The organism is Acinetobacter sp. GN11 (assembly GCF_054823985.1).
Map to the genome: position 1 here is coordinate 1 of NZ_JRVL01000178.1, position 14,708 is coordinate 14,708.

The 14,708-nt window shown below is 37.4% G+C and carries 13 protein-coding genes and 1 pseudogene; 6 read left to right on the forward strand and 8 right to left on the reverse strand.

The window, feature by feature from the left end; translation table 11 throughout:
* The 4 genes from NL42_RS14850 to NL42_RS14865 all read right to left on the reverse strand — a co-directional run.
* A partial coding sequence (locus tag NL42_RS14850) for an A1S_2622 family ABC transporter permease subunit (RefSeq protein WP_461313323.1) occupies positions 1-1,080 on the reverse strand: 1,080 nt, incomplete at its 3' end.
* On the reverse strand, positions 1,077-2,207 hold the full coding sequence (locus NL42_RS14855) for an ABC transporter permease (protein WP_461313324.1): 1,131 nt from the start codon (positions 2,205-2,207) through the stop codon (positions 1,077-1,079). The genes NL42_RS14855 and NL42_RS14850, both read right to left, overlap by 4 nt.
* Before the next feature lie 3 nt (positions 2,208-2,210).
* Positions 2,211-3,332 carry an HlyD family secretion protein gene (locus NL42_RS14860; RefSeq protein WP_461313325.1) on the reverse strand — a complete coding sequence of 374 codons (1,122 nt, stop codon included), beginning with the start codon at positions 3,330-3,332 and terminating at the stop codon, positions 2,211-2,213.
* Between the two features lie 12 nt (positions 3,333-3,344).
* Entirely contained in the window at positions 3,345-4,832 is a 1,488-nt protein-coding gene (locus NL42_RS14865; protein ID WP_461313326.1) for a TolC family protein, read from the reverse strand.
* A 388-nt stretch (positions 4,833-5,220) separates the two neighbouring features.
* On the opposite strand from NL42_RS14865, the gene serC reads away from it, so the two are divergent.
* Entirely contained in the window at positions 5,221-6,300 is a 1,080-nt protein-coding gene (serC, locus tag NL42_RS14870) for a 3-phosphoserine/phosphohydroxythreonine transaminase (protein WP_461313327.1), read from the forward strand.
* 59 nt (positions 6,301-6,359) lie between these two features.
* Here serC and NL42_RS14875 read toward each other — a convergent pair whose 3' ends face one another.
* Both NL42_RS14875 and NL42_RS14880 read right to left on the reverse strand, forming a co-directional pair.
* Positions 6,360-6,506 carry a hypothetical protein gene (locus NL42_RS14875; protein WP_004790612.1) on the reverse strand — a complete coding sequence of 49 codons (147 nt, stop codon included), beginning with the start codon at positions 6,504-6,506 and terminating at the stop codon, positions 6,360-6,362.
* Positions 6,507-6,539: 33 nt separating this feature from the next.
* A complete protein-coding gene (locus tag NL42_RS14880; RefSeq protein WP_461313328.1) occupies positions 6,540-7,481 on the reverse strand; it encodes a hypothetical protein in 942 nt (313 codons plus the stop codon).
* A 247-nt stretch (positions 7,482-7,728) separates the two neighbouring features.
* Here NL42_RS14880 and NL42_RS14885 point away from each other — a divergent pair, with 247 nt between their 5' ends.
* The gene (locus NL42_RS14885) at positions 7,729-8,217 is read left to right on the forward strand and encodes a YaiI/YqxD family protein (protein WP_416717704.1); all 489 of its coding nucleotides are present in this window, start codon (positions 7,729-7,731) and stop codon (positions 8,215-8,217) included.
* A gap of 7 nt (positions 8,218-8,224) precedes the next feature.
* Positions 8,225-9,133 carry a DMT family transporter gene (locus NL42_RS14890; protein ID WP_461313329.1) on the forward strand — a complete coding sequence of 303 codons (909 nt, stop codon included), beginning with the start codon at positions 8,225-8,227 and terminating at the stop codon, positions 9,131-9,133.
* A gap of 29 nt (positions 9,134-9,162) precedes the next feature.
* Here NL42_RS14890 and NL42_RS14895 read toward each other — a convergent pair.
* A pseudogene (locus NL42_RS14895) lies at positions 9,163-9,243 on the reverse strand (PilZ domain-containing protein); the annotation flags it as partial.
* Positions 9,244-9,392: 149 nt separating this feature from the next.
* On the opposite strand from NL42_RS14895, the gene NL42_RS14900 reads away from it, so the two are divergent.
* The 3 genes from NL42_RS14900 (at position 9,393) to NL42_RS14910 (ending at position 13,823) form a co-directional block, all read left to right on the forward strand.
* A complete protein-coding gene (locus tag NL42_RS14900; RefSeq protein WP_461313330.1) occupies positions 9,393-10,628 on the forward strand; it encodes a lipoprotein-releasing ABC transporter permease subunit in 1,236 nt (411 codons plus the stop codon).
* Entirely contained in the window at positions 10,621-11,307 is a 687-nt protein-coding gene (locus NL42_RS14905) for an ABC transporter ATP-binding protein (RefSeq protein WP_004643715.1), read from the forward strand. Before NL42_RS14900 ends, NL42_RS14905 begins: the two co-directional genes overlap by 8 nt.
* 83 nt (positions 11,308-11,390) lie before the next feature.
* A complete protein-coding gene (locus tag NL42_RS14910) occupies positions 11,391-13,823 on the forward strand; it encodes a DNA internalization-related competence protein ComEC/Rec2 (RefSeq protein ID WP_461313331.1) in 2,433 nt (810 codons plus the stop codon).
* On the opposite strand, the gene NL42_RS14915 is transcribed toward NL42_RS14910, so the two are convergent.
* The coding region (locus tag NL42_RS14915; protein ID WP_461313332.1) for a lysophospholipid acyltransferase family protein at positions 13,776-14,708 on the reverse strand (933 nt) is incomplete at its 5' end. The genes NL42_RS14910 and NL42_RS14915 overlap by 48 nt on opposite strands.

The window sequence follows — 14,708 nt, forward strand, 5'->3', positions numbered from 1 at the left end:
TTTTAAACGTGAATATGCCGAGATTAAAAAAATAAGGCCAATTGTTGCAAGAAATATCAGCTTTGGTACAACCGTGGCTAAAGGAACACCCATCTGATTAAGTTGCACAAACATTTGTACCCCATGTGTCGATGGTAAACACCACGCAAACCATTGTAACCATTCAGGCATTGCTTGATGTGGCCATGCAGCGCCAGTTAGTAAGAATAAAGGCACAGAGCTAAATACAATAATATGTCCAGCACGTTCTGGCATGTCCAAAAGTGAACCGATCAACATGCCCAATCCAATCACACAACTAATAAAAATAGGAACAGCAACGAGTAAACCAGAGAAGTTTCCACCATGTGGATAGTCATTGAACCACAAGGTAAAACCGAAAAGATAAAAACATCCTAAACAACCAATGGTAAATATACTTGCGAAAATTCCAGCGAAGCGAGCACCTGTAATTTTTTGGTGTTGTTCACGGTAGCTTGCGATTAGCATCGCTAAACCTAACACAATCGTTTGATGGATAATTAAACCTGCAACAGCTGGAAAAATATAACTTCCATATCCTGAAAGCGGGTTAAATAAAGGGACTTGATGAATAGAAAGGGCCGGTTGGAAATGTGTGCGCTCTCCAAATCTTTCAATATATTCTTTTAATGTGGCTTCAATGGATGTGGCTAAACCTAAACCAATTTCTTTAGTTTTTAAAAAGTTGGTTGTACTTAAATATAAGCCAATACCACCTGTTTCTCCACGGCGTAAGCTTTGAGTTAAGTTGCTGGGTAAGAGTAAAATACCATCGGCCTTTTGTTCACGAACTATTTGTTCTGCTTGTAAGAAATTGCTTGTAACAGTAACAATATGAACATGCGGGCTATTTGCACTTTGACCGATTAATTGAGACGTTAGGAGGCTTTGTTCTTCATCAACAATGACAATAGGAATTGATTCTGCCCGCTCAGCTTTATAGGCGGTAGGGTAAAAAAAACTATAAAGAATGACCGATAAAATCAGAGTCGTGAAAACTGAACTATTCCCTACAATATCTTTAAAAGTTTGCAAATATGCATTTAAAAACTCTTTCATTGTGCTGCTCCCCGAATTAATTTTTTAAGAAGCAGACAACTTAAGAAGAAATAAATAAGGCAGTAACCTATGAGTATTAAAAAGGGAATCATTGAAATAAAAACTGGACTTCCAATGACCCATTGTTCAGTTTGCAGCTTGGCATAAGGGGTATAGGGAATAATCAGTGACCAAAACTTGGTAAAAATGGGGGCATTATTTAAAGGCAGAGTAACGCCTGCAAAACTCAAAGATGACCCACCATAAACGGCAATAAAACCAAAAGTTTTGCTTAAATTTCTGGTTGCTAAAATAACTGTGCTGCTAATCAAAGCGTAGGCAAAATAAAGTAGGAACTGTGCGCATAGCAATAAACTAAGAGAACCCGCTACAAACCAGCCACGGATTTCAACTAGCCAAAACATCCATAACCATGTCCAAAAACAAAAAATAAGGCTATAGAGCAAATTCTTAGCCAATAAACCTTGAATAAAACTTTCTCGGTTAACCCACTGGGTTAATGTGCCACGTTTCAGTTCTTGTCCAATGGCAAAGGCAACACAGCAGCATAGCAATAGATGCAATACAGCAGGAACCATGAAGGGTTCTAAATAAAACTCATAGCTCATGCTTGGGTTATAAAGCGTTGAGATTTTGACATGCGCAGTTGGTACATCTAAATAGGGGATATTATTTGCGAGATAACTCTGGCCTGCGTAGTCTGCTAAAGCATTGAGGGTACTGACCAACATTGCTGAAGAAATTGTATTCCCGACGCTAAAAAAAGACTGGTTAAAAGCAATACTAATTTGAGCATCTTGCGCTTTCACAAAACGCTTTTCAGCACCGTCCGGAATGAAAACATAACCCCAGATTTTAGTTTCGTTAAGTAATTGTTCCGCTTCAGTAGAACTTGCCGTAATTGTTTTAATATCTACCGTATGATTCAACGAAAGATACTTTTCAATATTGCGGCTGAGTTCACTTTGGTCTTGGTCAATAATGGCAATGGGTAAATGTTCAGCTTTACCTGCGTAAAACATGCTGCTAAACAAAAAAATGATAAAAGCGGGGATAAGTGTCACCATGCACAAATCCCATTTATTGCTTTTTAGATAGTTTAGTTCACGTAATATACTGGCAAACATGCGTTATTTTTCTTCTTTAATTTTAAATAGAACACTCATACCCACTTTTAAATCTTGCACTGGTTTTTCAGGTACAAGATGAAGTTTAAAGCTACGAATATCATAGCCTCCAGTTTGGCGAGTCATTTTTATAGTGGCAAATTCACCTTCAGCATCAATATTCTTAATTTTAAAAGTCACATTTTGATTCAGTGCAGGAATAAAACCTTCAAGGGTTTTATTTTTATAAACAGAGGCATATTGATTTTCACCCACGTTTAAGCTTACCCATAAATCATCATCTTCTAAAATGCTGACAACAGGTACACCCATAGCGACTAACTCGGAAGGCTTCCCGTAAGTTTTTGAAATTGTACCGGAAATAGGAGAGAATAAACGTGTCTCAGCCTCAAGTGCTTTTGCTTCACCTACAGCTGCTTTTGCAATTTCAACCTGTGCATCTGCTGTAGATTTTTGTTGGCTCGTACTGCCACGTTTTGCACGTGCATATTGTTGATAAGAGGCTTCACTTAATTCTTGGGCAGAAGTTTGAGCCGCTAGCATTTCATCTCGTCTTTGACGAGAAATGACACCTTGTTTATATAAGTTTTCACCACGTTGGTAAGTGGTTTTTGCAAGGTTTGCTTGTGCTTTTGTGCTTTGCCAGTTGGCATAAAGAGTATCGATATTTTCTTGCTGAGAACCACGGTCTACCGTAGATTGAAATGCTAAAGCTGATTGTAAAGCTGCCAAGGCTTGTTGCTTTTTAGCTTCTATTTCTGGGCTAACCAAGCGAACAAGTGGCTGGCCTTTGGAAATTTTCTGGCCTTCTTGTACATAAATTTCTTCAATACGGCTTGGAACTTTCGTACTCACGTGAATAGTTTCGGCTTCAACCCGACCTTGTAGTTCAATAGGCTTTGGCTGATAACTTTTCCACAAACCAAAAATAATTAAACCTAATAGCGCAATAATTACTAAGCCAATAATTAGTTTAAGCTTGGAGTTTTTAGGTGGTTGAGAGTCACCGTTATTTATGTTTGATTCAGGGGTGTCACTCGCTTGATCGTTTTTTTGAGATTGGTTAATTTCTACCGTATCCGCAGCAAGAGAATCCTGTTCTGAATGAGATGATTCTTGATTCATTTTATACTCCTATTAACGGATATAGTCGGTATGTGGTTGATTGACATAAGCTTTAAATTGATCAATTGAACCATGACTTTGCAATAGAGTCGCGAGTGACATGACATATTTATAGGCGTTTAAAGCCATTTCAGTTTTTAACGCGCTTAATGCATTTTGTGCATCAATTACTTGGGTTGCTGTACCCATTCCTTCACGAAAAGAAAGCTCTTGGATACGCAAGTTTTCTTGAGCGGCATTTACGTTTCTTTGTAAGAGTTGATGGCTTTGCTGAGCAGAACTGAGTTCGTTATATGACTTATTCAAAAGAGCTTCAATCTCTTGCTTCGTGCGTTCGGTCATAAGTTCAGAAGCATAACGCTTTAATTCGGCAGCATGGATATTCTTATTTTTATCTACACCCGAGAATAGGTTGTATTTTGCCATTACACCGACAATCCAGTTTTCATTTTCATCAAGGGCATATTCACCAAATGCAAAAAGACTTGGTTTTTTTGCGGCTTGTTGAGCTTGAATATTTACATTAGCCAGTTGGGTATCCATCTGCATTTTTTGTACAAGGCTAGATTTTTGCGAATAACTGGTTAAAAGTGATTCTAGAGACTGGCTTGGAGTGTTATTTACAAATAAGGGTGTACTTAAATCTACATTATTTTGTTGATGTAAAAGATTATTAAGGCTAAAGCGACTGGCATTTAAGTTGGCTTGAGTACTTTGTAAAGTACGTTCCGCATTATTACGCGCGACTTCAAACTGCATGCGTTGCCCTTTACTAATAAATCCTTGCTGTTCGAGCTTTAGGGCATTGCTGTAATGTTTTTGCATTGCATTAAAGTTAAATAAACTACTTGCTACCAGTTGCTGCTGTAATTGAACATTAAAATAACTTTGTACAACTTCAAACCGCTGTACATCTTGTTGCTGTTGACTTGAAAGTTCCGAACGCTGTGCTTGAATGTTGGCTATTTTTTTTGCACTGCTGGTTAAGCCGCCTGTATATAGTGGCATAACGACCGAAATAGAAGGGCGTACAACCTGATCTTCTATAGTCAGATTCGCATAGTCGGGAAAGCGATTTATACCATCATGAATGGTTTGATTTGCACCTTCTTGAACTTGTCCCAGCACATCCGATGGAATGACATTGTTCCACTGTGAGAGTTTATCGTTGAATCCCTGACTTAAATCATTCTCAAGCTTTTGTTTAAAAGAGGCGAGGGGTACGTCTGTTTCGCTATGAAAGGCGTATGCTCTGACATTTAAATCAACTCGAGGTAATCCGAGGCCCTTTACTGCTTCAGCTTCTAGTTGAGACGCTTGCTGCAAAGCTTGATTAGCTTGAGTGCTATAAGAACTTTTCAAAGCTTGTTGTTCTGCTTCAGCATAGCTTAAGCTTTGAGCATATAAATGATTTGTCAAAAAAAGTCCTAAGGCCAAAGCAAGATGCTTGGGTTTAAAGAAAAAGGGGCAAATAGACTGTCTATATCGATGTACTGGCATTTTAAATAACAATTTCTGGCATCCCTTATAGTTTAAATTTCTTGTTATTAAATTCAATTATCATCTTGTTTCTTATACATTTGTATAAAAACCTTGTAGTTTTAACCTCCCTTTAATTATTGAATATGACGAAGCCTATATATTTGTAATCCCTATCAAAGTATGTGAAATCATAATCACAAGTCAAGCTGATCTTGATTGAATAAAAAATGTTTTAAATCGATAAAATTGGAAGTCAAAGCAAAGAAATAAATAGAACAATAATTGAAAAAATAAACCTAAATGTAGTCCAGCATTGAAATATTTACTTGAGAAGCTGCTGCAAGCTTAAGCAATCTGTGGTTAAATGCCATTTTTATTGTGTTTGACTTTATACAAGGGAAAAATCATGCGCGCGTACAATTTCTGTGCTGGTCCTGCTGCATTACCTACTGCCGTTTTAGAAAAAGCTCAACAAGAAATGTTGGATTGGCATGGTAAAGGTCTATCCATCATGGAAATGAGTCATCGTAGTGCTGACTATGTTGCTATGGCTGAAAAAGCTGAGGCAGATTTACGCAAGTTAATGAATATTCCAGAAAATTATAAAGTACTGTTTTTACAAGGCGGTGCGTCATTACAATTTTCTGCGATTCCTTTAAACCTTTTGGGTAAGAACAATAAAGCTGATTATATTGATACTGGTATCTGGTCTGAAAAAGCGTTAAAAGAAGCAAAACGTTATGGCGACATTAATGTTGTAGACGCTGGTATTAAAGTAGATGGTAAGTTCGCAATTTCTGAACAAAGTGAATGGAATTTATCTGACGATGCAGCCTATGTACATTATGCAGATAATGAAACGATTGGTGGCTTACAGTTTGCAGGAATTCCTGATGTAAAAGCGCCACTCGTTTGTGACTATTCATCAAGTATTTTATCTGCTCCATTAGATGTGACCAAGTTTGGTTTGATCTATGCTGGCGCACAAAAAAATATTGGTCCTGCTGGTTTAACAATTGTCATTATTCGTGATGACTTACTTGATCAAGCTAAACCAGAAATTCCAAGCATTCTAAAATATGGTGACCAAGCCAAAAATGGTTCTATGGTTAATACACCATCGACTTACGCTTGGTACTTGTCTGGTTTGGTATTTGAGTGGTTGTTAGAGCAGGGTGGGGTAGACGCTATCCATAAGGTTAATCTTGCAAAAGCTCAGTCATTATATGGTTATATCGACTCAAGCGATTTCTACAATAACCCGATTGCAATTCCGAACCGTTCAATTATGAATGTACCGTTTACCTTGGCAGATGAAGCTTTAGACAAGCAATTCTTAAAAGAAGCGGAAGCAAACCATTTGTTGAATTTAGCTGGACACCGTTCTGTAGGTGGTATGCGTGCAAGTATTTACAACGCAGTACCATTAGAAGGCGTACAGGCTTTAATTAGCTTTATGGATGATTTTGCAAAACGTAATGGTTAAGCAAATCAAATAAATAAAGCCCTCAAATGAGGGCTTTATTTTTGGATAAATTTTATAAACTAAAAAGGCACTAAACCAAGTTGGTGCATGAATATGGCAGCTAAAAACATACCCAATACAAAAAAGCAAAACGCACCAGTATCGACCTTTACGCGCAGGCTACTAGATTGAATGAGGCTGGTGGTTTGTTCGGGTATAATCTTCATTCAATAACCTAATTATTAAAATATTAGTGAAATTCAATTAGTTTCACCCTTTTTAGCACAAATAGTCGCCTGAATCCAGATATTACCGCGAATATATTCGCCAATATTAAAGTTTTTATACAAATCATTTTTGGTCGCAATGCGCACTAATATGGCAGGAAGATCATCTTCTAAAACCAAAGTAACATCATAAAGGGTATATTCTGCCCCCATAAATGTCATAGAAGTTTTGCCAACGATATTACCTTGGAACCATGCTTCATCTTCTTGACCAAGATTTTCGCCATATAAATATGCAACCATTTTAGAAAAATCAACAGTTACAGGTTCTTGATCTTCTGGGGTTTTTGGCTGCCATTCATTAATGAGTTCCTGTAAGTTTTCAGGAGCAATACCATTATGTTCAGTCAAAATAGCATTTAATGCACGGTGATGTTTAATTGAAGCTGGGTCATCAACAACAATTTTTTCGCCCGCTGGAACTGGTTCTAATTCATACGCCCATGCATTAAATTGAACTTGATAGTCTTTAGTTTTGTCATATTGACAAGCGTTAACGCTAAATAAATTATCAAATGCATAAACCGTTGTATCTTTATTTAGTTTTAAACTTAAAACAGCTTGTGTCGCAGAGTCACAAGTAATGATACGTTCAATTTTCGCATTATATTGATATGGACTTTCAAAACTTGGAAAGGCTGTTTTGAGTGCGCGAGGTTTCTGATTTTCAACCGCAATAATCTGGTTGATTGTAACTTTTTGGTTTTGTGGGCCTTGAATCAACCAAAAAGATTGATCCATATCTTCTTCATGTTCGCATAAGCCCATTGGCATTACGGGTGCATCAAGTGCTAGTCCTAACCATTTTGGTACATCTGTTTCAGGATGGGACGTCAATAGATTCCAATGTTCGCCATGACTACCAAAATTTTGGTCATTTACTTTAATTACTTCTGGACTGTTTTGATTTTTCATAAGCACGATGCTGTTGGGTTCACATTACTTGTTATATTAAATCGAGGGTGTTTACTGTTTTTCAAGTCACCATATGTAAATTCTCTTGTAAAAGCACATATTTAGTCATTTAAACATAGATATTGCTTCTATTTATAAAAGAAAAGGTAGATCTGACTCTTAAGAAAACTGAAATACCAAATTAAAAATAAGTTTAATGTTTATTACTATTCACCTTAGAAAAGCATCTGTTAGACTTATATTTTTAGTGGAAATAGAGAATAACGTGCTGCCATTTAAACTATGGGTAGACGCAGACGCCTTACCAAGAATATTACGTGAAGTGATTTTGCGCGCATCAGATCGTTATCAGTTAGAAGTTATTTTTGTTGCTAATCAAAATGTTGGTATTACGCCTTCTGTTCGCATCAAGTCAATACAGGTTTTAAGTGGTGCCGATCAGGCCGATAAAGAAATAGTCGATCGCATGATTGAAAATGACATTGTCATTACGCAAGATATTCCACTGGCAGCTCAAGTGATCGAGAAAGGGGGCGTTGCTATTCATCCACGTGGTGAAGTCTATACAACCGCGAATGTTAAAGCACGTTTACATCTGCGTGATTTCATGGATACGCTTCGTGGTGCGGGTGTGCAAACTGGTGGGCCGCCGCCTATTTCTGAGCGAGATAAGCGTGAATTTTCAAGTTCATTAGATCAAACAATTTTAAAGCAAAAACGTAAAACAGCTAAGTGAGCAACACATGCCATCGCAAACCAATTTGGCTTTAACTTATGCCTTGTTAGTGTTCATTTGGGCAACCACTCCATTGGCTATTGTTTGGAGTGTGTCTGATTTACATCTTATGTGGGCATTGTTGTTACGCTTTTTTATTGCATTGCCTTTGGCAGTAATCATATTACTGATTTTAAGAACACCTTTTCCGACTCATCGACAGGCAGTTCACAGCTACATTGCCGGATCTTTTAGCTTAATTGGCTCTCAAATTTTTACCTATGCGGCTACCGAATATTTAAGTTCAGGCATGATTGCGCTTATGTTTGGTTTGGCGCCTATTATGGCAGGACTCATTGGTCGGTTCGCATTTGGTCAGCAACTCTATAAGTTGCAATGGTTAGGTATGGCGATTGCAGTCAGTGGTTTAGCCATCATTTGTTTTAATGGTGCAAATCAGCATGTGCATCCGTTCGGCATTGTCCTCATGCTGATGAGTGTATTTGTTTATTCTTTTTCAATTTTCTGGGTTAAGAAAGTTAATGCTCAGATCCAGCCTATGGCTCAGGCAACAGGCTCTATTTTAGTTTCTTCAATTTTGGCAAGTTGTCTTATTCCATTTATTTGGCAATATGCACCGACACATTTTCCAGAAGCTAAATCTTTATTTGCTTTAATTTATACGGTACTGATGGCTTCATTAGTCGCCATGTTTTGTTATTTCAAACTTATACAAAATATTCAGCCAACGACATTATCTTTAACGACAGTAATTACACCAATGTTAGCTATGATGATTGGAGCTGCTTTAAACCACGAACAACTGTCGATTATGGTTTTTGTGGGGGCTTTAATTATTCTGTTTGGACTATTTTTATATTTCTATAAAGACATTCAAGCAAATCGAAATTTTGTCCGACATATTAAGTCTAAATAGGAGAAGATTTGGGTAATTTGTTGAGCTTATTCATTAAATTGTTCTAATTCGTAGCGAAATGCATGATCAAATTGATCTCCCAACTTAAGTAGTAGAAAATAGCGCAGCAATATAATATTAGGATTGTTAAGGAAAGGTCAGAACTTACTGATTTTTAAACCTTAATACAGCATCTAACGATATGGCCAAATAGTAGATGTCGATGTAATCTGACTTTAGCATCTGCTATTTCCCATCAATCACCTTGGATTTAGAAGGTATGTTTAAACCAATCTCACTGTATATAGGGTTGAGATATACTCGCGCAAGACGCAGTAATCATTTTATTTCTTTTATTGCATTGGTTTCGATGATCGGTTTGACACTAGGTGTCGCTGTACTGATTACGGTACTTTCTGTGATGAACGGTTTCGATCGCGAATTGAAAAACCGTGTTTTGGGAATGGTGCCGCAAGCGACAGTTTCATCTACACAAATCCTTACGGATTGGCCTGAACTGGTGAAGCGAGTTGAACATCATCCACATGTAACTGGGGTTGCACCTTTTACCCAATTGCAAGGTATGTTAACCGCGCAAGGGCAAGTCGCTGGTATTATGGTGACGGGTATTGACCCAAAATATGAAAAGAATGTGTCTATTATTCAAAATCATATAGTTGCTGGTAGCTTAGACTCACTTAAAAAAGGGGAGTTTGGTATTGTCCTTGGTAAAGATATGGCTGATTCATTAGGCTTGCGTCTAAATGATAGTGTGACATTGGTTTTACCTGAAGCAACGCCATCTCCAGCGGGTGTAGTACCTCGTTTCAAGCGTTTTAAAGTAGTGGGGATTTTTAGTGTAGGTGCCGAAGTTGACTCTATGGTGGGCTATATCGCTCTCTATGATGCGTCAACACTATTACGCTTACCAGATGGTGCCCAAGGTGTTCGTTTAAAACTAGATGATATTTTTGCCGCGCCGCAAGTTGCTGACGACTTGGTGAAAAGTTTACCAAGCAATTTCTATGCAACGAACTGGACCTATACGCATGGCAATCTGTTTAATGCCATTCAAATGGAAAAAACACTCGTTGGTTTGTTACTTGTACTTATCATTGTTGTTGCAGCATTTAATATCGTTTCGTCATTGGTTATGGTTGTAACTGATAAAAAATCAGATATTGCCATTTTGCGTACATTAGGCGCTTCGCCATCAATGATCACTAAAATATTTATGGTGCAAGGTACTGTCATTGGTGTGATTGGTACAGTTGCTGGTACCGTTTTAGGTGTAATTTTGGCTTTAACCATTAGTGATATCATTTCATGGTTTAACAATGTGTTAGGTTTAAATCTATTTGATGCTTACTTTGTGCATTACCTACCTTCTTATTTAAGATGGCAAGATGTGACGGTTATTGTGACTGTGTCTTTACTTCTCAGCTTCTTGGCAACGATTTATCCGGCACTTCGTGCGGCCAAAGTTCAACCTGCCGAGGCACTGCGTTATGAGTAAAATTGTTCTAGAAGCAAAAGATATCTATAAACATTTTGATGATGGTAAATCTAAGGTTGAAGTCATTAAAGGTCTTTCTTTACAAGTTGAAGCTGGGCAGTTTGTTTCGATTGTTGGTGCGAGTGGTTCAGGTAAAAGTACTTTACTTCATGCGCTAGGCGGCCTAGAGCAACCAACGCAAGGACAAGTATTTTTAAATGGTCAGCGTTTTGATAATTTAGGTGAAGCCGAGCGTGGTTTTCAACGTAACAAATACCTTGGTTTTGTTTATCAATTTCACCATTTGTTACCTGAGTTTACTGCGCTTGAAAATGTGGCAATGCCGCTTATGCTTCGACCAGATAGCCAATACAAATCGGTAAAGGCACAAGCTGAATACTTACTAGACCGAGTGGGATTATCTCATCGTATGGATCATCAGCCAGGTGAGCTTTCAGGCGGTGAGCGCCAACGTGTTGCTTTGGCTCGTGCTTTGGTCACTCAACCTGCGGTTGTTTTGGCCGATGAACCTACAGGAAACCTCGATCGTAAAACAGCTCTAGGTATTTTTGAATTACTGACTGATCTTAAGAAAGAACTCAATATGGCTATGCTCATTGTGACTCATGATGAACAGTTGGCTCAGGCAGCAGATTCAATCTTACATATGGAAGATGGTCTTTGGGTCAGCGGTTCTTAAAAAATTGTCATTAAATCACATTGTTAAAGCCCACACAGTTGGGCTTTAATTTTGCCCCTAAAAAGATAACGATATGACTTTAAATGTTGAAACTTATTTTACTGGGGTGGGTTGTAGGTATTGCACTCATGGGAATAGAGCTTCCTTTAATAATGCAATATGGTTGGATTGGTAAAGTTCTACTCTTTATCAGCTTTATTTTTTATATTTTTAAGCGGCATATTTTTGTAAATCGTTCCATATTAAAAGCAGTTTATTGTTTAATCTGTTGCCTAAGCCTTTTTGTTATAGGTCATCAATATGCTCAGCATGCCTTAAATGAAAGATTACAACTACGGGAGATGCAACCTGAGTCTTTAGACATAGTTGTTTATGTAGATCGAATAAGTGAAGAAAAAGATAATAAGACACAGCAAGTCGCTCAGGTTCTGGGGCGGTCATCCCAGGTGGTGAATTGGTTATTATATTTAAAAAATGAAAATGAGAACGCTTTGATAGAGGGGCCAAAATTACAATTAGGCCACTACTATCGAATATCGGGTAAAACCAGACCCGCTCATAGTTATGCAGTATCAGGTGCTTTTGATCAAGAACAATGGTTCATTCAACGAAATATAATGTCAGGTTTTAGTGTTCAGCATATTGAGCCTTTAAACTCGAATGAAATTTATCGGTTGGGTTATCAAAATCATTTACAACAGCAACAAAAGTTTTTTACTAGGCAACAATTAAATATAGAAAAACTTCGTCTAGAGTTTAGATTAATACTAAAAAAATCTCCCTTTCAGAATAAAGGATTGTTATTAGCACTTCTGACAGGGGACGAAAGTCTTTTAAATGAAGACACTAAAAATCAATTTAAACAATTAGGCATTTCTCATTTGTTGGCTATTTCGGGGCCTCATGTCCTCATTTTTGCCATCATGTTGTCTTGGGGTTTACATCAATTAGTACGACGTTATTATCCGCAGATTTATTTGTGGCAACCCAAGCAAATATTGGCAATGATTCCATTATGTTTTGGGGTTTTGATTTATACAGCTTTTGTAGGCTTTGAAATTCCAGCTTTAAGAACTTTACTTTCAGTATTCTTATTTGCCTTTCTATTGTTAGTCAAACTGCCTGTTAAGCCATTTTCACTCTTGGTTTACAGCGCAAGTCTACTTTTACTTTTCGACCCATTTAGTGTTTTATCGGCAGGTTTTTGGCTCTCTTATGGTTCTTGCTTTATTTTATTACGGATTTATCAAACCATAGTACAGACTCCAAATCTTGTTTCAGTGAGTCTGCTATCTAAAATAATTCTTTTAAGTAAAACCATAATTGAATCTCAGGGTAAAATATTTATTGCCCTATGTCCTCTTATGCTGATCTTCTTTCAACAGATTTCATGGATTGCACCTCTCACAAATATTATCGCTGTTCCTCTGTTAGGAGGAGTTATTGTTCCTTTGAATATTTTTGCTGCTTGTGTGTGGCTTATTTTTAATTCACTTGGAAATGCACTCTTTCAGATTAATGATATTTTGCTCAGTATAGTGCTGACATGTTTTAGTCTTTTAGAGAAATTATCTCTACCGTTGCAAGGTTTTAGTCTGACACCACTGGCTTTGTTAGGCTTAAGCTGTGCCATTATTATCTTATTTTTACCACGTGGTGTTTTACCGAAATTTTGGGGACTTATCTGTTGTTTACCCTTAGTTATTCCGAATAAAACCTCTCAGCCAATCCAATTAAATATTATAGATGTAGGCCAAGGACAAGCGATTTTTCTACAACACCCAGAGCAGACGTGGTTAATTGATACTGGTGGTTCTTATGACGAGAAAGCCTTTAGTATTGGGCAAAATGTAGTAATTCCATATTTACGTCAGAAAGGTATTAAACAACTAGATCACGTGGTGTTATCTCATCTTGACCAAGATCATAGTGGGGCATTTCCTTTTATCGCTCAGGCTTTTCCTATCAAACAAGTCATATCAAATGAGTTATGGGCAGAGCAGGTTAAAGAACCATTTACCTATTGTCATCAAGGGCAAAAATGGCAGTACCCACAGTTAGATATTGAGATACTTTGGCCTAAAGAAAATGATTTAAATTTAGTTTCTTCAAATCAAAATCAATATTCTTGTGTCGTTTATATTCATTTAAAACAGATAAAAGGTTATCAAAACTATTTAATTATGGGGGATGCAGGGTGGGAAGCAGAATATCAACTAATCAAAGAATATCCTGATTTAAAAGTAGATGTTTTGGTATTAGGTCATCATGGCAGTAAACATAGTTCTGCCTATGATTTCTTAGCGACTTTAAATCCCAAGCTTGTTATTGCTTCTGTCGGCTTTAATAACCGATACGGTCATCCAAGCAAAGAAGTTTTGGCGAGAATACAAGAACTTAATATTCCGTTTAAAAGCACCGTTGAGCAAGGAACATTAAGTTTTGTATCTCAGAATCATCAAATGGTTTTATACACTCGACGTTTGGAGCGTACTTGGCTTCACAGAACTTTGTGAAGCTTCTGCTTTAAGCTTAGCCACAATTTGAAGAGCTTCAGCTGGATCAATATTATAAATGTTATCTAAAGCAGGGTTAGCTTTAAAACGTTTATAACTCCAGTGGTAATGCTCTGGATAGCGCTGGATAAGTTGTTCAATAGCTTGGTGAATGACAAATGTTCCATCATCTGGACTACCTTCGTAGATCTTCTCATCCATAGGTTCAATGTGCATCGTAAAGCCATCATTTTCGTTACGAATTGCATACATGAATAAAGCTTTTGCTTTAGTTTTCTGGATGAGCTTGGCACTTAAATTACTTGAAGCAAGTGGAACACCAAAATAATTGATCATACTGCCGCCGATGTTGGGCGTATGGTCAGGTAAAATTGCGGTAGTTTGACCTTGTTTTAAAGCTTTAAAAATTTGTCTTACACCACTTTCATCAGTAGGAACCAAGTTGGCTCGTTCACGACTACGTGCATCTCGAACAAAACGGTCTGCATCTTCATTTTTTACAGGTTTGTATAAAATTGTCATTGAAGTGAACTGTGAGCACCAAGCATTCAAGATTTCCCATGTACCAAAATGGGGGATAATCATGACAAGCCCTTTTTTTGCTGCAAGTGCTTCGTGATAGTAATGTTCACCTTCAATATGGTGAATTCTTTCGATATTCTTACTATTTGATGAACCCCAAATACTTAAAAATTCAAAGTATGAGGTGATTTCATTACGAATAGCTTGTTCCGTAATCTCTAAGCGTTGCTGTGGCGTTAAATGTGGAAGGGCGATTTGTAGGTTCAGTTCTATACTTTTTGATGTTTTAGTAATTTTTAAAGTATTGATTAACCCTGCCAACATACGGGCAAGAAAACGTCCAAATTTAATTGGCTGGCGGCT